Origin of the sequence: Dietzia sp. NCCP-2495 (genome assembly GCF_026011735.1) — a bacterium.
Lineage (GTDB): Bacteria > Actinomycetota > Actinomycetes > Mycobacteriales > Mycobacteriaceae > Dietzia.
The window spans coordinates 15,099-37,101 of the sequence record NZ_BRVN01000006.1; the positions used below are offsets into that span (position 1 = coordinate 15,099).

A 22,003-nucleotide genomic window follows, 5' to 3' on the forward strand; every position below is an offset into this window, starting at 1 on the left:
CGCTCCAGCCGTCCCGCCCCTCGCTCCAGCCGCCCCGCCCCGTTTACTAGACAGCTTTTGCGAAGATCCGTCAGATCTCGCGACTGCTGTTTAGTAATCGGGAGGCGGGCGTTTGCTGCGACGGCCCGCTGGCGCGTCGGGCCCCAGCTCCAAGCATGCAGACGCGCCGCGATCAAGAGGTCTTTCGTAGCTGTGGAAGACCGTCCCCATCCTCCACATTCTGCAGTGTTGGCCTGTTCCCGGCTGCCCGCACTCACGACCATGGCAGGCATGACCAGTGGGAACGGGCCCGAGCACGCAGAAAGCAAGCCACGTCGTCGTCGCTCGGATCGGGACGACCGGCCCGGAACCGCCGTTGACACCGATATGTTCGCGGCAGCTATAGCAACGGGTCGGCCGTTCGTCGCCAGTGCAGCGCTGGAGCTCGGGATCGTCACCAGATACGCCCTGAAGACACGGTTTCGCCAACTTCATCCGGGCGTATACGTGGCCGTCGATAAGCAGCTCGCCACCCGCGACCGCATCCGGGCCGCCGGCCTGTGGGCGCCTCCGGACGCGACTATTACTGGATGGGCTGCCGCGCATCTGTACGGCGAGGAGTGGTACTCGGACCGACGCTGCGCTCGTGTCATTGATGTCCATTCTCCTCGACCACTACGCCCGGCGTCCGGGGTGCGCGTTCACGCGAGTTCACGAACCATACCGACCGCTGACAGGTGGAAACTCGGTGGATTATGGGTGGTGGCTCCCGCACGTGCCGCTGTCGATGTCGCGCGCTGGACGCGCGGGCACGACCTCAAAATCTGTGCGATCGACTCGATCTGCAACTCCGCCTCGATCACGCTGCAGGCTGTCGAGGACGCCGCCGGTCGAATGGTCGGACAGCACGGGGTCCGCGCGGTGGCCGACCTCCTCCCGCACTGCGATCCGGGCGCGCAATCGCCCCAGGAAACAGAGATGCGGCTGCGGATAGCGAGGTCTCACCTTCCCACCCCGACGAGCCAGTTGGAGATATTCAACGAGTACGGGCAAAAGGTGGCGACCGCGGACCTCGGGTACGAGGCCGAAAAGGTGGCGATCTTCTACGACGGCCGCGGGCACTCCCGTGAAGCTCAGTGGCTGTACGACGTCCAGATCAATGCCGAGCTCGCGGACCTGGGCTGGGAAGTCGTTCGACTCGCGAAAGGGATGCTCGCCGGCATCGCGGTCCACCACATAGAACAGGCATTGGACCGGAGCAGAAGAAAAAAAGATCGCTGACCAGCACCCCTGACCAGCGCCCCCTGCTCGCCGTCCCGGCGACCCCACCCGGCTGCCCGCCAGCTCGCCTCGCCGACCGCTCAGTATGCCCCCGCCCCCCCAATTTACTCGACAGAATGGTCGACGTTCCTGGCTCTGAGCGACTCAACTGTCTAGTAGACGGGACGGATGGACGGACGGCGCCGCAGCGAGGCCGCATACGCGGCGCTGGGGGTGGGCTGCGGTTGCAACGAGGCCGCTTATGCGTCGTTGGGGATGGGGCGGTCGGCCGAGATGTGGGCGGATATGTCATCGAGACACGCCAGGATCTCGCGGTGGGTGTCCTCGGTCGCCTCGAGATGCATGAGGTGCCCGGCACGCGGCACACTCCGGACCTGGCGGACGTCGTCGTGGTACCGGTCGAGCTTGGCCAGCGGCTCGCGACCGTGGAATCCCTCGAGGTCGGGATCGTGCTCCGAGTAGACGAAGTAGTACGGCACGGGGTTGGTCTGCCGCTCGAACTCCTTGCGCGCCTGCCACGAAACGTCCATGGCCCGGTACCACTGCAGCGGGCCGGCGAAGCCTGTGCGGACGTATTCGGTCTCGTAGCGATCCAGCTCTTCCGACGTGAGCCAGCGCCACGGCAGCTCCGGAGCCTCGGGCAGCGCGTCGAGGTAGGTCGTCCCGGGCGGGTGCTGCCACACGTCGAGGTAGTGGAAATCAGCGGACAGGGCCCAGAACACGCGGGCGAGGAAGTCCCGCTCGTGGCCCTCGAGATCGACCTCGGCGACGCCCGGCTGGGCGAAGTAGTGCAGGTGCAGGAAATGCTTCTCCGCCATCATCGCGGCGCCCTCCAGCGGGGAGACCGATCCGGCGGTGCCCATGAACGGGTTCTCCATCCCGATCACCGCCCGCACCCGCTCGGGCGCGAGGTGGCACGTGTCGTAGACGACCCCCGCGCCGAAGTCGAAGCCCACCAGCACGACCTTCTCCGACCGGGGCACCGCGTCGTCGAGTACGGCGACCAGGTCGTCGACCACCTCACGCGGCGCATAGTCCTCGACGTTCGTCGGCGCGTCGGAGCCGCCCATCCCGCGGAGATCCGGCGCGACCACCCGCCACCCGGCGTCCACGAGGACGGGGATCATGCGGTGCCACGCGAACCAGAAGTGCGGGAAACCGTGGACCAGCACGACGGTGCCCGGGCGCTCGGCGGCGGAGGACCCCGGCTCGCCGGCAGACGCGCCAGGCTCACCCGCCGAAAAACCCGGCTCGGCGACCACGTAGTGGATTCCGACACCGTCGCGGTCGATGTGGCGGTGTTCGAGGAAGGACGGGTCGTCGATTCGGGGATCGATCATGGGGCCACCTTGCCTGGTCTGGTCGAGAGTGTGGTGGGAACGGCGTGGAAGTGATCCGAAGTGATCCGCGTGGAAGTGACTAAAGATCCGACGACGACGAGACCCCGGCGCTCCGCTGCTCGAGCGGTGCGCCGGGGCCGTCGTCATGGTTTTTCGGTCCAGTCGGTCAGCTCAGCCGGTCAGGCCCGGACCGGGCACTTGAAGTCGACCTTCCAGTCCTGGATGGCGTTGAGCCAGCCCGAACGCAGGCGGGTCGCGTCGCCCATCGAGGTGATGTCGGGCATGTGGTCGGCGATCGCGTTGAAGATCAGCTCGATCTGCAGCTTCGCCAGGTTGGCACCGATGCAGTAGTGCGGGCCGTTGCCGCCGAACGTCAGGTGCGGGTTCGGGTCGCGCAAGATGTTGAAGCTGAACGGGTCCTCGAAGACGTCCTCGTCGAAGTTCGCCGAGCCGTACATGATCGCCGCGCGGTCGCCCTTCTTCATGGTCACCCCGCCGATCTCCACGTCCTCGGTGGCGGTGCGCTGGAACGAGGTGATCGGCGAGGCCCAGCGGAGGATCTCGTCGTAGGTGGTCTCCGGGCGCTCGGCCTTGAACAGCTCCCACTGGTCCGGGTTCTCCAGGAACGCGATCATGCCGTGGGTCGTCGCGTTACGGGTGGTCTCGTTGCCGGCCACCGCGAGCAGCACCACGAACCAGCCGAACTCGTCCGCGGAGAGCTTCTCGCCGTCAACGTCGGCTTGGACCAATTTGGTCACCAGGTCGTCCCGCGGGTCGACCTCGCGCTTAGCGGCCAGCTCCATGGCGTAGCCGAGGATCTCGGCGTTGGCGGCGTTGGACTCGTCCGCCAGTTCCGGGATGTCGTAGCTAGTCATCTTGTTGGACCACTCGAAAATCTGGTGGCGGTCCTCCTGCGGGATACCGATGAGTTCGGCGATGGCCTGCAGCGGGAGTTCGGAGGCCACCTCGGTGATGAAATTTCCCCCGCCCTTCGCGGCGGCAGTCTCGACGATCTGCTTGGCCTTGGCCTGCAGGTTCTCGCGCATCTTCTCGATGTTCCGCGGGGTGAACCCCTTGGAGATGATGCGGCGGTACTTCTTGTGCTCGTCGCCGTCCTGGTTGATGAACAGGAAGCGCGTCATCTCGACGATCTCGCGCTCGGTCCCGGGCGCGAAGCGCGGGATCGCAGTGTTCTCCCAGGTGGAGAACACCTCGTTGGTGCGCCGGGAGATCTCCTTGACGTCTGCGTGCTTGGTGACGACCCAGTAGCCGTCGTCGTCGAACCCGTCCGCGCCCGGCTCGTTGGCGCACCACCAGATCGGCTCGGTCTGCCGCAGGTGCATCCACTCCGGATGCGGAAGTCGCTTCTGGTAGAGCTCCGGGTCGGTGAAGTCGAACCCCTCGGGAATGGTGACTGGCTGCATGGCACTCCTTGGCCGCGTCGTTGTGCGTCGGGTGTTCACTCCCACAACCCGGATCCTGCGAACCCCTCGCCCGAGCTGTAATCTAGAACACGTTCCACCACCATACTAGAACAGGTTCAGATCCGGCCAGACCTACCTCCGGCCGGATTCCCGGAAGGAAAACCATGGGAAATCCCGTCATCGTCGAGGCCGTACGCACCCCGATCGGCAAGGCCCGTGGAGCCCTGTCGGGTCTGCACCCCGCGCATCTTCTGGGCGCCTCCCAAAAAGAGGTCATCCGCCGCGCGGGCATCGACGCCTCCCTGGTCGAGCAGGTCGTGGGCGGCTGCGTGACCCAGGCCGGTGCGCAGGGCAACAACGTCACCCGTGGCGCCTGGCTCGCCTCGGGCCTGCCCTGGCAGACCGCCTGCACCACGATCGACTGCCAGTGCTCGTCGGCGCAGCAGGCCAACCATTTCATCGCCAACCTCATCCACGCCGGTGCCATGGACGTCGGCATCGCCTGCGGCGTCGAGTCGATGAGCTGGATCGCCCTGCGCGCCGCCGTCGGCAACGGCGAGAACGGCATGCCCCGTCCCGACGACTGGACGGTCGATCTTCCGGACCAGTTCACGGCCGCCGACCGGATCGCCGCCCGTCGCGGCCTCAGCCGGGCCGACCTGGAGGAGCTGGGTGTCCGCTCGCAGGCCAACGCCAAGCGCGCCTGGGAGGAGGGCCGGTTCGACCGAGAGACCTTTGCCGTCGACGCCCCCGAGCGCCTCAAGGACGGTACCTACACCGGCGAGACGGTGACCGTCACCCGCGATCAGGGCCTGCGGGAGACCACCGCCGAGGCGCTGGCCGGCCTCAAGCCGGTCCTCGAGGGCGGCCTGCACACCGCCGGCACCTCGAGCCAGATGTCCGACGGCTCGGCTGCGGTGCTGCTCATGGACGAGGACGTCGCCAAGGCGCACGGCCTCACGCCCCGCGCGCGCATCGTCCACCAGGCGCTGGTCGGCGGCGAGCCCGAGTACCACCTCGACGGCCCGGTCCAGGCCACTCAGCGAGTCCTCGACCGCTCGGGCATGTCGATCTCCGACTTCGATCTGTTCGAATGCAACGAGGCGTTCGCCTCCGTCCTCCTAAGCTGGGCACAGGTGCATGGTCCGGACATGGACAAGGTCAACGTCAACGGGGGCGCCATCGCGATCGGCCACCCCGTCGGCAGTACCGGGTCACGGCTCATCACCACCGCCCTGCACGAGCTCGAGCGCACGGACGGCGAGCGCGCGCTCATCACCATGTGCGCGGGAGGCGCCCAGGCCTCGGCCAGCATCATCGAGAGGATCTGACATGAGCAACGTCATCGAGGCGGCAGCGGGACGTCGGCGGGAGATCTTCGCCGCCATCTCCTCGGCCAACGGCACGGACGACGCGATCCAGGCCATCTCGCACCTCCTCGCCGTGTCGGCGGACGAGGCCCGCGAGGTCCTGCGGGCGCCGCTGGAGTCGTTCGTCGGCGCCACCACCGAGCACGCGGTCCCGGCCGGACCGGCCGGCTTCGAACTCCAGCCGTTCAAGGACTCGGACGACCACCGTTCGCTGTACCACTCGCGTTCCTCCGACTCCTCGTCGGCGACCGGCGGCGAGTGGGACGAGAACCGCACCGAACAGGAGCGCCGCGACGGCCTGAGCCGGATCGACTCGGAGTCGGCCATGTGGTTCGTCGCCGTGGACACCGCGCGCGGCTCCGCCGTGGGCCTGGTGTTCGGCGAGCAGACCAACGACGGCGACGTGGACGTGGCGATCTGGATCCACCCCGAGGAGCGCAAGAAGGGATACGGCATGCTCTCACTCAAGGAGAGCCGCCGCGAGCTCGCCGCGTTCTTCCCGGGAAAGCACGTGATCGTGCGCGCCCCGCTGGCGGGCAAGTGACCGGCGCACAGCAGCCCGGCCCCGAGGACGTCCCCGCTCCCGAGACCGGGACCGACGACCCACGGCGTGGCGCGCCGTGGGTCGTCGGCGTCATCAAGGTGATGTCGCGGGTCAACACGTGGCTTTACCAGCGCACGGGCGGCCGGCTCGGTGGGAACTGGCGCGTGGGTTCGGCGCTGCGGGCGCCGGTTCCGGTGTGTCTGGTGACGACGACGGGCCGCAAGTCCGGCCAGCCGAGGACCGTGCCGCTGCTGCACATCCCCGACGGCGACCGTGTCCTGCTGGTCGCCTCCCAGGGCGGCTTGCCCTCGCATCCGCAGTGGTATCGCAACGTCCTGGCCGATCCGGCTGTCACCGTCCAGGTGGGTCGCCGTGTCAGGTCGATGACGGCGAGGGAGGCCACTCCGGTCGAGCGTGCGGAACTCTGGCCACGGCTCGTCGAGCGGTACGCGGACTTCGCTGAGTATCAGGCAAACACCAGCCGGGTCATCCCCGTCGTGATCTGCGAGCCCCGCACGCGCACCGAAAGCTGACCGATCACCTTCACGCAGTTCAGAAGCGGTTACCGCCGTCAACACCACTGACGCACCGATTCGGTCGGTAACTATTGACAAAAGTTCATTCTCAGTGAAGTCTTATGCAACGAGGGGCACACACGTGCCCTACACCGCTGAGAGGACTTGTCTCGTGAAGAACGCCACCAGAGCCGCAGCTCTCGTCGCCGCCGCAGCTCTTGCATCTTCGGGCGCCACCGGAGTCGCCAACGCACAGTCCGGAGATTTCGAGATCCCGATCCTCGGAGGTCTGACCCAGTCGTCCACCCTCACGTTCCCCGACATGGGATCGACCGACCTGGGCTCCATGGAACTGATCCCCGGCTCTGCTGGCGTCATCCCCGAGGGCTCAACCGGCGGCATCGGTGAGGGCTCCACCGAGCTCGGCGGTTCCGCTGACTTCACCGGCTCCGGCGGAATCATCTCCAACGGTCTCGCCGGCTCGCTCGAAGGCGGCTCGGTCACCACGGTCATCGACTCGGTCAGCGGCTCGGTCGACAACCTCTCGGGGTCGTCCACCGGTCTCAGCGGCTCGCTCGGCGACTTCACCACGGCACTGACCGGCTCGATCTCTGACGGCGGTTCGCTCACCGGCATCCTTGACGGCGTCGAGGGCTCCCTCGGCGACGGCGGCTCCCTCAGCGGTGTCCTCACCGGTGTCCAGGGGTCCATCACCGGAGGCTCGCTGACCAGCATCATCGACGGTGTCGCCGGTTCGCTCGACGACGGTGGCTCGCTCACCGGAGTCCTCGCCGGTGTCGAGGGCTCCCTCGGCGACGGCGGCTCGGCCGGCGACATCACCTCCAACCTCGGTGGCTCACTCGACAACATCGGCGTGGGCATCACGGGGTCGCTGGGCGACGGCGGCTCGGCCGGCGACATCACGACCGGCCTCGGTGGCTCGATCGAGAACGGCGGCTCGCTCGAGAGCATCACCGACGCGTTCGCGGGCTCGATCGACGACGGCGGCTCGGTCGCCGGCATTCTCGCGGGCTCCGAGGGCTCGATCGCCAACCTCTCGGGCTCCCTGACGGATCCCGATACCGGCCTGCTGGGTTCCGTCACCGGCGGCTACCTCACCCAGGGCATCGTCGGCTCTCTCGATGTGGTCACCAACTCGCTCGCCGGACCGGACACCGGCCTGCTCGGCTCGGTCACCGGCAACGGCGGCTCGACCGGGCAGAGCTCCGACGCGATCACCACCATCTCCACCGACAGCGCCTACGTGGGCATCGGCTCGGTCGACGAGCTGACCGGCGTCAACGGTTCGCTCACCGCCTTCACCGGCTCGCTCGAGAACGGCTCGCTGCAGGCCACTGCGTCCGCGGACAACGGCTCGCTGCGCGCCACAGCGTCCACCGACACCGCGTCCGGCGTGGGCACCAACGCCTCACTCGAGAGCGTCACCAGCATCGAGTCCAGCGTCGGCGGCGGCCTGCTCCCGATCCTGTCCGTGGGTGGAGCCATCGCTCTCGGTGGTGCCGCTGTCGGCGCCGGCGTCGGCGGGGACCTCCGTCTGCCGCCGCTGCCGGGAGTGCACCTCCCCACCATCTGCGACCTGCCGCACGACATGGTCGATCAGCTGGCCAACTCTGGTTCGGGCATCGCTGACCAGGAGTGCTACCACCCGGAGCGCGAGGGGAACTGATAGTCCCCTCCTGACGGCCGTCAGCTACTGACGCCCCGCAGACACTGTGGCCCCGCACCGACAGGTGCGGGGCCACAGTCGTTCGGCGGCTGCTTCAGCGCAGCCGCTCAGCGCCTCAGCGCGCGCCGTAGACCGGAACCGGAGTCGGCGACTCGGCGAGCAGCCGTGGGACCACGGAGCCGAGCTCGGCCGGGTCCCACTTGGCGCCCTTGTCCTCGGAGGCGGCGCGCTGCCAGCCATCGCAGACGGTGACCTTGCCGCCCTCGACCTCGAACACACGCCCTGTGACGTCGCCGGAGGCCTCGGAGCCCAGCCACACCACGAGCGGCGAGACGTTCGCCGGGTCCATCACGTCAAACGAGCCGTCGTCAGGAGCGGCCATCTGCGCGGCCATGGCCTCGCCGGCGGAGGTGGTCATGCGGGTACGGGCAGACGGGGCGATCGCGTTGGCGGTCACGCCGTACCCCTTCATCTCGGCGGCGGCCTGGATGGTCAGCAGGGCGATGCCGGCCTTGGCGGTGGCGTAGTTGCCCTGGCCGACGGAGCCGAACAGTCCGGCACCCGACGAGGTGTTGATGACGCGAGCGGCGCGCGGGCGCCCGGCCTTGGACTCGGCGCGCCAGTACTCGGCGGCGTGGCGCAGGGTCGCGAAGTGTCCCTTGAGGTGAACGGTCGTGACCTTGTCCCACTCCTCCTCGGACATGCCGACGAGCATCTTGTCGCGCAGGAAGCCGGCGTTGTTGACCAGCACGTCCAGCCCGCCGAAGGTGTCGACGGCCTGCTGGACGAGCTCGCGCGCGCCCTCCCAGGAGGAGACGTCGTTGCCGTTGACCACGGCCTCGCCGCCGGCGGCCTTGATCTCGGCGACGACCTGCTCGGCGGGGTGCTCCCCGACGTTCGAGCCATCGAGGCCCGCGCCGAGGTCGTTCACCACGACCTTGGCGCCCTCGGCGGCGAAGGCCAGTGCATGCTCACGGCCGATGCCGCGGCCGGCGCCGGTGACGATGACGACGCGTCCGTCGCAGATTCCCATTGTTGTCTCCTTGTGAGGTCTTGAGTCGTGTGGTCTCGGGTTGTGTGGTCTCGGGCGAGCTCGTGACGAGCGGAGCCCGTGGTCGGTGGTCAGTGCTTGTTCTCGGCGGTGGAGGCCGCCAGGAACGCGGGCTTCTCGCCGCCGCCGTGGACGAGCAGCTCGGCGCCGGTGATGTAGGCGGCGAGCGGCGAGGCGAGGAACGCGGCGGCGCGGCCCGCGTCGGCGGGCTCGGCCATGCGCCCCATGGGGATGGTGGCGTCGACGGCGGCCACCCCGTCGGCGTCTCCGTAGTGCATCTCGGCGAGCTCGGTCTTGACGGGGCCCACCACCACGGAGTTCACGCGCACGGCCGGGGCCCACTCCACGGCGAGCGACTGCGTGAGCGAGTCGATGCCGGCCTTGGCGGCGCCGTAGGAGGCGGTGCCGGGCGAGGGTCGGTGGCCGGAGACGGAGGAGATGTTGACGATCACGCCCCCGAGCTGCCCGTCCGGCCCGTCCGCGGTCATGACCCGGTGGGCCTCCTGCGCGACGGTGAGTGCGGAGAGCAGGTTGAGCGCCACGATCTTGGAGTGGAAGTTGGCACTGGCGTCGGCGGCGAGGGCGAACGGGGCGCCGCCGGCGTTGTTGACCACCACGTCGAGGCGGCCGTGCGTTTCGACGATCTCCTCGATCATCGCGCGGACCGCGTCGGGGTCGCGGAGATCGGCGGAGTGGAACTCGAGGTCCGCCACGTCGGAGCCGGAGTCGGCGGGTCGCCGCGCGCAGGTGACGACGACGGCGCCGGCGTCTCTGAAGACACGGCTGATTCCGGCGCCGACGCCCCGGACCCCTCCGGTCACGAGGACCACCTTGCCCGCCAGACCAAGATCGATGTTCGTCATGCGTGCTAGCCTACCAAGCAAGCGTTTGGTTAGTCACCGGACCGGTCCGCATCGGACGGACGGTGGCGTGCGAAGGGAGCACCATGGGCATCAGCGTCGACAAGGGCGCAGACGGCATCGCGACCGTCACCGTCGACTATCCCCCCGTCAACGCCATCCCGTCCGCGGGCTGGTTCGAACTCGGCGAGCAGATCCTCGCCGCCGGCAAGGACCCCGAGGTCCACGTCGTGATCCTGCGGGCCGAGGGCCGCGGATTCAACGCTGGCGTGGACATCAAGGAGATGCAGAACTTCTCCGGCTTCGACCACCTGCTGGCCGCCAACCGCGGCTGCTACGTGGCGTTCAACGCCGTCTACGAGTGCGCGGTCCCCGTGATCGCCGTGGTGAACGGCTTCTGCGTGGGCGGTGGCATCGGCCTGGTCGGCAACGCGGACTGCATCGTCGCCTCGGACGACGCGGTGTTCGGCCTGCCCGAGGTGGACCGTGGTGCGCTCGGCGCCGCCACCCACCTGGCGCGCATGGTCCCGCCGCACATGATGCGGACGCTGTACTTCACCTCGCGCACCGTCACGGCGCAGCAGCTCCACAGCTGGGGAACTGTCTACGACGTGGTCCCCCGCGATCAGCTCGACGCCGCGGCACGCGACCTGGCCGAGTCGATCGCCGCCAAGGACACCCGCGTGATCCGCGCGGCCAAGGAAGCCATCAACCACATCGACCCGGTCGACGTGAAGTCCTCCTACCGCATGGAGCAGGGCTTCACCTTCGAACTCAATCTCGCCGGCGTGGCCGACGAGCACCGCGACGAGTTCGTCAAGACGGGTCAGAACCTGGACAAGCGCGCCGAGCGCGGGTCCCACGACACCAGCACCGAGAGGACGGGCGAGACCAAGTGAGCACCCCCACCCCGCGCGACAAGCGCACGAGCCTGGACGAGGCGGTCTCGCGCCTCGAGAGCGGCATGACGATCGGCATCGGCGGTTGGGGCTCGCGGCGTAAGCCGATGGCCCTGGTCCGTGCGATCCTGCGCCGCGAGGACCTCACCGACCTCACCGTCATCACCTACGGCGGCCCGGACCTGGGCCTGCTGTGCTCGGCGGGCAAGGTCTCCAAGGCCTACTACGGCTTCGTCACCCTGGACTCGGCGCCGTTCTACGACCCGTGGTTCGCGCGTCGCCGCACCGAGGGCGCGATCATCTCCCGCGAGATGGACGAGGGCATGTTCCGCGCCGGACTGACCGCCGCCGCGCAGCGCCTACCGTTCCTGCCGACCCGCGCCGGCCTGGGCTCGGACGTGTTCCGGTTCTGGGGCGACGAGCTCAAGACCGTCGATTCGCCGTACGATTTCGAGGGAAAGACTGAGACCCTCCTGGCGATGCCGGCCCTGAAGATGGACGCCGCGCTCATTCACCTGGACAAGGCCGACAAGCACGGCAACGCGGCGTTCACCGGCGCCGACGGCTACTTCGACGACCTGTACGCCATGGCCGCCGACACCGTCCTGCTCGAGACGGACGAGATCGTCGACTCGGCGGATGCGCTGATGAACGAGGTCGGCCCGCAGCGCATGCTCCTCAGCCGCATGTTCGTCGACACCGTCTCCGAGGCGCCGAACGGCGCGCACTTCACGTTCGCCGGCGGCTACGGACGCGACGAGGCGTTCCAGAAGCACTACGCGACCGCCGCGAAGGACGAGCAGGCCTGGGCCGAGTTCACGGCCGAGTTTCTGTCCGGGTCCGAGGAGGACTATCAGAAGGCGGTCGCCGCCTTCGCCGAGCGTGTGGCCGCCGAGAAGGCCGCCGCATCCGAGAAGGGAGCCAAGTGATGAGCGAGAACAGCACCGACCAGATCACCCGCGCCGAGTACTGCGCCGTCGCCTGCGCCGAGATCTTCGCCGGCGCCGGGGAGATCTTCGCCTCGCCGATGACCCCCATGGCCACGATCGGCGCCCGCCTGGCGCGTCTGACCACCGAGCCGGACCTGCTCATCACGGACGGCGAGTACCGCTTCCTGGGCCAGACGCCGCAGCTCGGCAAGCTCATCGACTTCGAGGGTTACATCCCGTTCCCCCGCGTCTTCGACGTGCTGCAGGCGGGCACCCGCCACGTGGTGATGGGCGCCAACCAGATCGACCGGTACGGCAACCAGAACCTGTCGGCATTCGGTGACGACGTCCAGAAGCCCACGCGCCAGATGTTCGGCCTCCGCGGGGCGCCGGGCAACTCGATCAACCACGCCACCAGCTACTGGGTGGGCAAGCACTCCACGCGCGTCTTCACCGAGTCCGTCGACATCGTCTGCGGCATCGGCTACGACCGCTACACCGAGGGCGATCCCGCCTTCCGCTTCCACGTCCTGCCCCGCGTCGTGACCAACCTGGGCGTGTTCGATTTCCAGGGCCCCGGCCGCACCATGCGTGCGGTCACCCTGCACCCGGGCGTCACCGCCGAGCAGGTCGCGGAGAACACGGGCTTCGAGGTGGCCGGACTGGCCGAGGCCGGCGTCACGCGTGACCCGTCCGCCGAGGAGCTGCGCCTGATCCGCGAGGTCATCGATCCGCGCGGCGTCCGTTACCGCGAGGTGCCCGCGGAGGAGGCCAAGTGACCGGGCGGGACGGGAAGGTCGACGACGACAACAACGCCGCCGACTCCAGCACCACCGGCACCGGCAGCGCTGGCTCCGGCAGCGCTGGCAGTGCCGGCACCCCGCGCGCGGCGACACTGGCCACGGACTTCACCAAGCTGGTCGGCGTGGAGTACCCGGTCGTCCAGACGGGCATGGGATGGGTCTCCGGACCGGAGCTCACCGCGGCCACGGCCAACGCGGGCGGCCTGGGCATCATCGCCTCGGCCACCATGACGTACGCCGAGCTCGAGGCCGCGATCATCCGGACCAAGGAACTCACCTCCAAGCCCTTCGGTGTCAACCTCCGGGCCGATGCCGAGGACGCCGCCGAGCGGTGCGAGCTGATGATCCGCCACGGGGTGAAGGTCGCGTCCTTCGCGCTCGCGCCGAAGCCCGAGTTGATCGCCCGTCTGAAGGAGAACGGCCTCGTCGTCGTCCCCTCCATTGGTGCCGCGAAGCACGCCGTCAAGGTCGCCTCCTGGGGCGCCGACGCGGTGATCGTGCAGGGCGGTGAGGGCGGCGGTCACACCGGCCAGGTCGCCACCACGTTGCTCCTCCCCAGCGTCATCGACGCCCTGGGCGGGGCGGGCAGCACCTCGATCCCGGTCGTCGCCGGCGGCGGCTTCTTCGACGGCCGCGGCCTCGTCGCGGCGCTGTCCTACGGCGCCGCGGGCGTCGCGATGGGCACCCGGTTCCTCCTCACCAGCGACTCGCAGGTGCCCAATGCGGTCAAGCAGCAGTACCTCGAGCGGGGCCTGCAGGACACGGTCGTCTCGACCCGCGTCGACGGCATGCCGCACCGCGTGCTGCGCACCGGCCTGGTCAACGCACTCGAGTCCGGCAGCCCGGTCAAGGGCATGATCGCGGCGGTGCAGAACGCCAACAAGTTCAAGTCCATGACGGGCATGAAGTGGCAGCAGCTCGCCAAGGACGGCCTCAACATGAAGAAGGCGTCCGACCGCACCTGGCAGCAGATCGTCATGGCCGCCAACACGCCGATGCTGCTCAAGGCCGGACTGGTCGAGGGCAACACCGAGGCCGGCGTGCTGGCCTCCGGTCAGGTGGTGGGCATGATCGACGACCTACCCAGCTGCGACGAGCTGATCCAGCGGATCATGACGCAGGCACACGAGCGCTTGTCGGAACTGCGCGATCTCGGCTGATCTCCACTAGCGCTCCTCGAACTCCGCCCCCCTCTCGTCAAGGGGGGCGGAGTTCGTTCTTACCGGGAAATGTGATGCGACAGACAGCTTCTTGTTCTAGGCTGAGAACCGTCCTAATTTCTCAGGGGAGCGCTCGGCCCCTGCGCCCCCTCGGAGGAACCCTCGATGACATCGCGTACTTTCGCCCGATCGGCTGCCGTTCTCGGCGCCGCCACCGCACTCACCATCGCCGGCGCCGGCGCCGCCATGGCAGCCACCAACGACAGTGCGGTGGACGGTAATACGGTATCGGTGACGTTCGAGCTCGAGAGCGGTCAGCTCGGTGACACCTGCGGCGCCGTGCTGACCCCGACCTCCGCTGCTCCCGCGCTGGCGGCCAGGCTCGCGGACGGCAACATCGTCGACATCATCGACACTCTCGTCAATGACGACAATGTGACGGTCCTGCGCGACGGGTCCCTGCCCAACACGATCCTCGTCCCCCTGGTCAACCCGTCCGGCACCGTGACCGCTACCGACGTCCCGTCGAACGTTTACGCCATCGTGAGCTTTTGCCTCTCTGACCCGACCAATCCCGCTATCGAGGCGCCCGTCCTCGTCGGCGACCCGATGGAGGCGATCCAGGGCAGCATCGGCGGTCTGTCCTCCGACGGTGACGCACTCGGCACCCTGTCCGCCGTCATGGGCGGCGAGGGTGGCGGCGACACCGGTTCCGACATCGGCGCGATGCTCGGTGGCGGACTGGACACCGGCAGCGCCGGCGAGTAATTGCCCCTGCCTCCACTGTGAGATGACGCGGACCCGCCACTCCGAAGGGTGGCGGGTCCGCTTTGTCATGCGTTGCCGTGGCCCCCACTCCCACGCCCGCCATCCCCACCCTGCTCACGGGTGAGGATCCCTACATCGTCCCGACCCTGATGGTCGGTTCGCCCCTCGAGGCCATCCAGGGCAGCATCCGCGCCCTCTCGACCGTCATACAGGGCGGCGACGGCGGCCTCCTCGGCGGTGGCACCGGCTCCGCCGGCGAGTGATCACCAAGTCCTTACGCGAACCACCGCGGGCCCCGCACCCTCCCCTCGGAGGAGGCGGGGCCCGCGGCGCCGACTCCCCCTTCCACTTGGCCGGAGTGCAGGTCAGCGCCGAGTAAAGTTAACCTCACCGCCCAAACGGGCCAATCCCAGAGAATCGAGAAACATCGTGACCGTAACCCCCTTCCGTCGACTCACGCTTCTCGCCGCAGCCGGAGCCATCGCGCTGGGGACGAGCGCCTGTAGCAACGACGACGAGGGCGGCGCCTCGACCCCGGAGTTCATCACCGCGGACACCGACCTCGCCCAGGAGAGCCGGTGCGCCCGGGAGGGCGAGCATTTCGTCCTCGATGCCACGGTGAACAACAAGGCTGAACACGCGGCGACGTACATCGTCACCGGCACGGTCCAGAGCGCCGTGGATCGCGGGTACCGGGCCACCGGCACCGCCGATGCCGTCCTTGTGCAGGCGGAAGAAAGCGCTGAAGTGAGCCTCGACGGCTTCGGGGAGGACGCCCCAGAGGACGCCACGTGCACGATCACGGCGAGCAGGAAGCAGGCCGACTGACCAGCCTTTCCACCGGTAGACGACGAGGGCCTGCCTCCCTGGATGGGAGGCAGGCCCTCGCTGCTACCTACGGATCAACCCCGACCGTTGGGGATCGACGGACCGGGCGCCTGGGGCAACTCCCGCTGGGAATCGTCCTGGCCCGCGCCTCCGATGCTGCCGAGGCTTCCTACCGGGATACCCGGCGGGGGCGGAGGCAGCGGCGGCAGCTGCACCGCCGGGAGTTGGAACCCCGGAGGCAGCGAGATCATCCCGGTGTTGATTCCGTGGATTACCCCACCGATCGCCAGAGCGCCTAGCCCGATCGAACCGACAGCGAGCGAGCCGGCCCCTCCGGTGGAACCCAGCAGCGGAGCGAGCGAGCTCGTCCCGCCGACCGAACCCAGCAGCTGGGCCAGTGAACCGAACGTGGTATCCGGGTCCGACCCGGTGCCACCTCCATCCCCGGACCCGAGCGTGTCCTCGATCGAGCCGAGCGAGCTGCTCGGGATCGAGCCCGAGCCGTCGCCGGTCGAACCCGGACCCGTCGAACCCGAGCCGGTGCCCGGCGTGCCGGAATCATCACCGAGCGAGCCCGCCGTGACGCCGAGCGAACCGAGCGCCGCCTGCAGGAGGGAGCCGACGGAGCCGTTCTCGCCACCAAGCGAGCCGCTCTCGCCACCGAGCGAACCGCTGGCGAGCGACCCGAGAGATCCGGTGCCGCCTTCCCCGCAGGTGGCGCAGGGCAGCAGGCAGGCCAGCGAGCCGAGCGGGCTGCACTCGCCCCCGCCGCCGGAACCCTCCACCGTCACCACGACGGGCACTGTGTCGACCGAGCTGTCGGGGTAGGTGACGGTGACCGTCCCCGGGTAGTCACCCGGAGTCGTCCCCTCGGGCGGCGTGACGGTGAGGTTGCAGTTCTCGTCGAACGTCGCGTTCCAGCCCTCGGGGTACGTGACGGTGCACGTGGTCCCCTCCGGCAGGTCGGCGCCGGTCTGCGGAACGGTGATATCCGATCCCGCCTCGCCCGAACCCGGGCCGTAACCCGGATCATTCTCCTGCGCATCAGTCGGATCCGCATCCGGCGCCAGCACCGTGATCGTCACCGGCACCTGCTCGGACGAACCATCCGGATACGTCACCGTCACCGTGGACGGATACTCACCCGGCGCGGTCCCGACAGGCGCCGTGACAGTGAGGTTGCAGTTCTCATCGAACGTCGCACCCCACTCGTCCGCATAACCCACCGAACACTCCGTACCAGTCGGCAACGACGCATCACCAGTCTGCGGCACCGAGATCGGCGTCCCCGCCTGACCCGAACCCGGCCCATACGCCGGAGTGTTCTCCTGCGCATCAGTCGGATCCGCATCCGGCGCCAGCACCGTGATCGCCACGGGCACGGTGTCCACCGAGTCGTCGGGGTAGGTGATCGTCACCGTCCCCGGGTAGTCACCGGCAGGAGTATCCGCCGGCGGCGTCACCGTCATATTGCAGTTGTCATCGAAGGTGACCGTCCACCCGGCCGGGAACGAATGCGCGCACTCGGTCCCCCCGGGCAACGACGCATCACCGGTCTGCGGAACATCAATCGGCGTACCCGCATCACCGACGCCCGGGCCGTAACCCGGAGTGTTGTCCTGCGCATCAGTCGGCGCAGCCGTCACCGTCACCACAACCGGAACCACATCCGTCGACCCGTCCGAGTACGTCACCGTCACAAACGACGGGTACTCCCCCGGAGCAGTGCCCGCCGGAGGCGTCACCGTCAGATCACAGTTGTCACCGAACGTCGCATTCCAGCTCGCCGGGTAACCCACCGAACACTGCGCATCAGCAGGCAACGCGGCATCACCGGTCTGCGGCAGCGTCACCGCCACACCCGGCTGCGTCGAACCCGACGCATACGCAGGCGTGTACGAATCAGCCACATCCGGAACCACATCCGGCTCAGCCACCGTCACCACAATCGGCACCACATCCACCGAACCATCCGGATAGGTGATGGTCACCGTCCCCGGGTACTCACCCGGAGTCGTCCCCGCAGTCGGAGTCACCGTCGCGTTGCAATTGGCATCGAACACCACAGTCCACGACGCCGGGTACGACGCCACACACTCCGTACCAGTCGGCAACGACGCATCACCAGTCTGCGGCACCGAGATCGGCGTCCCCGCCTGACCCGAACCCGGCCCATACGCCGGAGTGTTCTCCTGCGCATCAGTCGGATCCGCATCCGGCGCCAGCACCGTGATCGTCACCGGCACCTGCTCGGACGAACCATCCGGGTAGCTGACCGCCACCGTCAGCGGGTAATCACCGGCCGGCGTTCCCACAGGCGGGGTGACCGTCACATCACAATTCGGACTATCAGCATCGCCGGTCCACCCCGTGGGCAGACCAACCACACACGACGTCCCCGCCGGCAGCGTCGTATCACCGGTCTGCGGAGCCGTGATCGGCGTACCAGCCTGACCCGACCCCGGCCCATAAGCCGGCGTATTGGTCTCAGCGTCGGTTGGACCAGCACCCGGTTCGGTCACCACGAACGGTGCCGTGGTGTTGTCGACCGAATTGTCGGCGTACGTCACCACGACCGGAGCCTGGACAGTCCCCGGCGCGGTACCCGTAGGCGGCGTGTAGGTCACCAGACCGCTGGCCGCATCGATCGACGCAGTTGCCGGCGCACCGGCACCGAGCGCGAACGTCGCACCAGTCGGCGTCGGCACCGGCGCGCCGTCCTCGGTGAACGTCACCGGCGACGTCGCCGTTTGACCGGCCTCCACGGTCACAGACTGGTACGTCGGGTCGTACGTGTCCGCTTCCGTCCCCGTCGGGGTCGCATCCGAGACCACGAACGGCGCAGTGACGTTATCTACTGAAGTATCGGCGTACGTCACCACGACCGGAACCTGGACAGTCCCCGGCGCGCTACCCGCAGGCGGCGTGTACGTAACCAGACCTGTCGTGGGGTTGATCGAGGCACCAGGCTGTGCACCGGCACCCAGCGCGAAGGTCGCCCCTGCAGGCGCCGATACCGGCAGCCCTTCTTCGGTGAACGACACCGGAGACGTCACCGTCTGACCAACTTCCACATTCACCGAGTCATACGATGGCTGGAAGATCTCTGCGTCCGTCGACACCACGTTGGCCTGGGTTTCGGTGAGCGCGTAACTCCAGAGACCACCGTGTTGTTATTCGTCCTAAGGGTGCAGCGGTGACCGCCAGAAGTGGCGTTCGAAGCATTGGCGAAACCGCAGTCACCGGTTCCGGCGGAAGAGGCAAGATAGCTCTGCGTCCACCCGTCCCAGTAATCGTGCGGCACCGAATAACCATCGGGTACATCAGTCGTCAGATAGAACTCGGGGAAGTCCTCGACTCGACGCCCCTACGGAAAGACGAACGAGTAGTACCCGTCTGCGTCTGTTGTCGTCCTGAAGTAGCCCGTCGATCCATCCGCCATCTCGATCCGGATGTACACGGTGACACCTGCCGCGGCGGCGTCACCGCCGGTCTTGGCTGTATAGAGGCGCTCGTTGTCCAGCCCGATCCACCCCTCGAGGACCTGGCAATTCTCGGTAAGAATCGTCGGGTAGTGCGTACACGCATCCAGTGTGTCGGCGGCTACCGCCTCGGGACGGGTTTGAAGCGTCTCGTAAGTAACTGGCGCACCTGAGACGGGATCGACAAGCGGGTTCGATCGCGGCCTGTAGATCACATTGAGGAGGCGGACGTAGTCGAGTGCCGTTTCCCACGCCGATTCGGTCGACCGGTTGTTGTTGGTGGAATCAAGATTCGGGACGGACATGAAGTTGCCGTCGCCCGGAAGCCGCTCAAGGACGTAATCGCTGCCGCCGGCCGTGATGTTGGTATCAGTGACGATCTGGATTCGGGACCCAGAGCTCTCGAGCGCTGTCGGGTTGAAGTCGTCAGCCACTCGGATGCAGTAGCTGCCATCAGCAGTCGTGGTGGTCGTGTACCACTCGGAAACCGGCCCGGAGCTGTTGGTCGCGGTATACCTCAGCTTGACGGTCTGCCCGCCAAGTCCGACGTCTCCCAGGGTCGGGTTCCAATTCCAGTTTCCACCGCCGTTGTCATCAAACACTCGACCTTCGATCGAGTAACGTTCGGCCGCGCCACACGTCGACGGCGTCTGGGAATACGGGTTGCCATTCGCATCCTGAGCCGGCCCGGACTGCGCATTGGCGGCGGGCAGGAGCGGCGCAAAGCCTGCAACTGCAGGCGCCAAACCCGCGACGAGGAACATCACAAAAGCTATGACCAGGCCCTTCCCCGACTTGGTCCGCCCCGTTCCTGTCGGGGTCGCGGCTGCCGATAGCGGCGATACGAGCACTAAACATGAACCGTCCCTTCACCAGGAAAATCGGCCCATCACCCATGCGGGGTCGGACCCGGGCATAGTTACCCGAGCCATAGTTAACACTATTTTTAGAACGGGACGCAATCGCCCCCTCGACCGCCTGCAGCGAACCCGTACATGTCCGCCGAACCCACTCTCAACTGCGAAGCTAAGTACTTCATGAGATTCCGTGCACCTTAAGGAAATTGGCCAATTTTCTCAGTAACTCGCCTGGGGGCCGGCGCCCGAATACGACACGGCCCCGCATCCTTGCGAATGCGGGGCCGAGCGTTCGGCAGTGCCTGTCAGCCGTCGAGACGCTCGATGATCGTGACGTTGGCGGTGCCGCCGCCCTCACACATGGTCTGCAGGCCATAGCGACCACCGGTGCGCTCGAGCTCGTTCAGCAGGGTCGCGAACAGCTTGGCGCCGGTGGCGCCGAGCGGGTGGCCCAGCGCGATGCCGCCGCCGTTGGGGTTGACGCGCGCCGGGTCGGCTCCGGTCTCCTTGATCCACGCCAGGACGACGGGGGCGAAGGCCTCGTTGATCTCCACCACGTCGATGTCGTCGATCGTCAGGCCGGTCTTCTCCAGCGCCCACTTGGTGGCCGGGATGGGCGCCGACAGCATCATCACCGGGTCGTCACCCCGGACGGTGAGGTGGTGGATGCGGGCGCGGGGCTTCAGGCCGTACTTCTCGACCGCCTCGGCGGAGGCGAGCAGCCCGGCGGAGGCGCCGTCACAGATCTGCGAGGCGACGGCGGCGGTGAGTGAGCCGCCCTCGGCCAGCACGGGCAGCGAAGCCATCTTCTCGAGGGTGGTCTCGCGCGTGGTCTCATCGGCCTCGAGGCCGGCCATCGGGACGTACTCGCTGGCGAACCGCCCCTCGGCGATCGCGGCGCGGGCGCGGGCGTGGGACTGCAGTGCCCACTCCTCCATCTCCCGGCGGGAGATGTCCCACTTGTCGGCCATCTTCTGGGCGCCGTTGAACTGGGAGATCTCCTGGGAGCCGAAGCGCTCGACCCAGCCGGTGGAACCGGTGAACGGGTCATCGAATCCGTACTCGCGCCCGGCGAGCATGGCCGACGAGATGGGCAGTGCGCTCATGTTCTGCACCCCGCCGAACAGGATCACGTCCTGGGTGCCGGACCAGATGGCCTGTGCGCCGAAGTGGATGGCCTGCTGGCTGGAGCCGCACTGGCGGTCGACGGTCGTGCCCGGGACACCCAGGGGCATCCCGGCGGCGAGCCAGGCGGAACGGGCGATGTTTCCGGCCTGGGGGCCGATGGTGTCGACGCAGCCGAAGATGACGTCGTCGACGACCTCCGGGTCGATACCGGTGCGTTCGACGACCGCCTTGATGACGTGCGCGCCCAGGTCGGCCGGATGCTGTCCGGACAGGCTGCCGCCGCGCTTGCCGACGGGCGTGCGGACGGCGTCGATAACGTAGGCCTCGCGGCCGGTCACGCTGGTCATGTGTCTCCTCGGGAAGGGGTGGGAAGGTCAGCCGACGGCCAGGCCGTCGAGCACGATGTTGAGGTATTGGTCCGCGATGGCCGCGTGATCGTTCTCGTCGTCGGGCCGGTACCACCGCACGGCGACCCACACCGTGTCGCGCAGGAAGCGGTAGGTGAGCCGCACGTCGAGGTCACCGCGGAAGTCGCCGGACTCCATCCCCCGGGTGAGCACGTCGGTCCACATCTCGCGGAACTCGGTGTTGCGCTCACGGAGGTAGTCGAATCGCGGGTTGCCGCGCAGGTGCTTGACCTCGTCCTGATAGATCGCCACCTCGTCACGCTGGTCGTGGATCGCCTCGAACGACGCCTCGACCAGCATCTCGAGTGTCTCGCGCGGCCCGAGGTCCGAGTTGACGATGCGCCGGTATTCACCGAAGAGCGAATCGAGGAATCCCCGCAGGATCTCGTCGACGATCGCTTCCTTGGATTTGAAATGGTGGTAGAGGCTCCCGGACAGGATCCCCGCGGCGTCAGCGATGTCGCGAACCGTGGTCGCACGCAGGCCGCGTTCCGCGAAGAGGCCGGCCGCGATCGACAGGAGCTCCTCGCGTCGCGTGTTGGCGGTCATGAGGACAGAGTACCAACCAAGCACTTGTTAGGGTACGCGTGTCGCGGAGCGCCCCTCCCAGAGACACGAGAATCCCCCCGCGACGACTGCCGCGGGGGGATGGACGACTGCCACAGGGAGATGGTCCCACCGGAACCGGGAA

At 67.9% G+C, this 22,003-nt stretch carries 20 protein-coding genes; 12 read left to right on the forward strand and 8 right to left on the reverse strand.

The window, feature by feature from the left end; translation table 11 throughout:
• The first annotated feature begins 270 nt into the window (after window positions 1-270).
• On the forward strand, window positions 271-1,260 hold the full coding sequence (locus OPF83_RS07445; protein WP_264886702.1) for a hypothetical protein: 990 nt from the start codon (window positions 271-273) through the stop codon (window positions 1,258-1,260).
• 239 nt (window positions 1,261-1,499) lie between these two features.
• On the opposite strand, the gene OPF83_RS07450 is transcribed toward OPF83_RS07445, so the two are convergent.
• Window positions 1,500-2,600 (reverse strand): alpha/beta hydrolase, encoded by a 1,101-nt coding sequence (locus OPF83_RS07450; RefSeq protein ID WP_264886703.1) that lies wholly within the window; start codon window positions 2,598-2,600, stop codon window positions 1,500-1,502.
• Window positions 2,601-2,779: 179 nt separating this feature from the next.
• Window positions 2,780-4,024 carry a cytochrome P450 gene (locus tag OPF83_RS07455; protein ID WP_264886704.1) on the reverse strand — a complete coding sequence of 415 codons (1,245 nt, stop codon included), beginning with the start codon at window positions 4,022-4,024 and terminating at the stop codon, window positions 2,780-2,782.
• Between the two features lie 164 nt (window positions 4,025-4,188).
• On the opposite strand from OPF83_RS07455, the gene OPF83_RS07460 reads away from it, so the two are divergent.
• The 4 genes from OPF83_RS07460 to OPF83_RS07475 all read left to right on the forward strand — a co-directional run bounded on the left by OPF83_RS07460 (window position 4,189) and on the right by OPF83_RS07475 (window position 8,140).
• Window positions 4,189-5,355: a steroid 3-ketoacyl-CoA thiolase gene (locus tag OPF83_RS07460; protein WP_264886705.1), complete on the forward strand. Its 1,167-nt coding sequence runs from the start codon at window positions 4,189-4,191 to the stop codon at window positions 5,353-5,355.
• Between the two features lies 1 nt (window position 5,356).
• The gene (locus OPF83_RS07465) at window positions 5,357-5,938 is read left to right on the forward strand and encodes an N-acetyltransferase (protein ID WP_264886706.1); all 582 of its coding nucleotides are present in this window, start codon (window positions 5,357-5,359) and stop codon (window positions 5,936-5,938) included.
• Complete coding sequence (locus OPF83_RS07470; RefSeq protein WP_375546228.1) at window positions 5,935-6,471, forward strand: nitroreductase family deazaflavin-dependent oxidoreductase; 537 nt, start codon at window positions 5,935-5,937, stop codon at window positions 6,469-6,471. The genes OPF83_RS07465 and OPF83_RS07470 overlap by 4 nt, the downstream gene beginning before the upstream one ends.
• 154 nt (window positions 6,472-6,625) lie before the next feature.
• On the forward strand, window positions 6,626-8,140 hold the full coding sequence (locus tag OPF83_RS07475; RefSeq protein ID WP_264886707.1) for a hypothetical protein: 1,515 nt from the start codon (window positions 6,626-6,628) through the stop codon (window positions 8,138-8,140).
• Window positions 8,141-8,255: 115 nt separating this feature from the next.
• On the opposite strand, the gene OPF83_RS07480 is transcribed toward OPF83_RS07475, so the two are convergent.
• Complete coding sequence (locus OPF83_RS07480; protein WP_264886708.1) at window positions 8,256-9,173, reverse strand: SDR family oxidoreductase; 918 nt, start codon at window positions 9,171-9,173, stop codon at window positions 8,256-8,258.
• Between the two features lie 89 nt (window positions 9,174-9,262).
• A complete protein-coding gene (locus OPF83_RS07485) occupies window positions 9,263-10,054 on the reverse strand; it encodes an SDR family oxidoreductase (protein ID WP_264886709.1) in 792 nt (263 codons plus the stop codon).
• Between the two features lie 83 nt (window positions 10,055-10,137).
• Here OPF83_RS07485 and OPF83_RS07490 point away from each other — a divergent pair, with 83 nt between their 5' ends.
• The 7 genes from OPF83_RS07490 to OPF83_RS07520 all read left to right on the forward strand — a co-directional run bounded on the left by OPF83_RS07490 (window position 10,138) and on the right by OPF83_RS07520 (window position 15,438).
• Window positions 10,138-10,950: an enoyl-CoA hydratase family protein gene (locus OPF83_RS07490; RefSeq protein ID WP_264886710.1), complete on the forward strand. Its 813-nt coding sequence runs from the start codon at window positions 10,138-10,140 to the stop codon at window positions 10,948-10,950.
• A 65-nt stretch (window positions 10,951-11,015) separates the two neighbouring features.
• Entirely contained in the window at window positions 11,016-11,879 is an 864-nt protein-coding gene (locus OPF83_RS07495) for a CoA transferase subunit A (protein WP_375546231.1), read from the forward strand.
• Window positions 11,879-12,658, forward strand: coding sequence for a CoA-transferase subunit beta (locus tag OPF83_RS07500; protein WP_264886712.1), 780 nt, complete (start codon window positions 11,879-11,881; stop codon window positions 12,656-12,658). Before OPF83_RS07495 ends, OPF83_RS07500 begins: the two co-directional genes overlap by 1 nt.
• Window positions 12,655-13,842, forward strand: a complete 1,188-nt coding sequence (locus tag OPF83_RS07505) for a nitronate monooxygenase family protein (RefSeq protein WP_264886714.1) — start codon at window positions 12,655-12,657, stop codon at window positions 13,840-13,842. The genes OPF83_RS07500 and OPF83_RS07505 overlap by 4 nt, the downstream gene beginning before the upstream one ends.
• A 165-nt stretch (window positions 13,843-14,007) precedes the next feature.
• Window positions 14,008-14,610: a hypothetical protein gene (locus tag OPF83_RS07510; protein ID WP_264886715.1), complete on the forward strand. Its 603-nt coding sequence runs from the start codon at window positions 14,008-14,010 to the stop codon at window positions 14,608-14,610.
• A 77-nt stretch (window positions 14,611-14,687) separates the two neighbouring features.
• Window positions 14,688-14,873, forward strand: a complete 186-nt coding sequence (locus OPF83_RS07515) for a hypothetical protein (RefSeq protein ID WP_264886717.1) — start codon at window positions 14,688-14,690, stop codon at window positions 14,871-14,873.
• A gap of 166 nt (window positions 14,874-15,039) precedes the next feature.
• Entirely contained in the window at window positions 15,040-15,438 is a 399-nt protein-coding gene (locus OPF83_RS07520) for a hypothetical protein (RefSeq protein ID WP_264886718.1), read from the forward strand.
• Window positions 15,439-15,512: 74 nt separating this feature from the next.
• Here OPF83_RS07520 and OPF83_RS07525 read toward each other — a convergent pair whose 3' ends face one another.
• The 4 genes from OPF83_RS07525 to OPF83_RS07540 all read right to left on the reverse strand — a co-directional run bounded on the left by OPF83_RS07525 (window position 15,513) and on the right by OPF83_RS07540 (window position 21,861).
• Window positions 15,513-18,563 (reverse strand): Rib/alpha-like domain-containing protein, encoded by a 3,051-nt coding sequence (locus OPF83_RS07525; protein ID WP_309297753.1) that lies wholly within the window; start codon window positions 18,561-18,563, stop codon window positions 15,513-15,515.
• A gap of 242 nt (window positions 18,564-18,805) precedes the next feature.
• Entirely contained in the window at window positions 18,806-19,684 is an 879-nt protein-coding gene (locus tag OPF83_RS07530; protein ID WP_264886721.1) for a hypothetical protein, read from the reverse strand.
• 398 nt (window positions 19,685-20,082) lie between these two features.
• A complete protein-coding gene (locus OPF83_RS07535; protein WP_264886723.1) occupies window positions 20,083-21,252 on the reverse strand; it encodes an acetyl-CoA C-acetyltransferase in 1,170 nt (389 codons plus the stop codon).
• A 27-nt stretch (window positions 21,253-21,279) separates the two neighbouring features.
• Entirely contained in the window at window positions 21,280-21,861 is a 582-nt protein-coding gene (locus OPF83_RS07540; protein WP_264886724.1) for a TetR/AcrR family transcriptional regulator, read from the reverse strand.
• Window positions 21,862-22,003 lie beyond the last annotated feature (142 nt).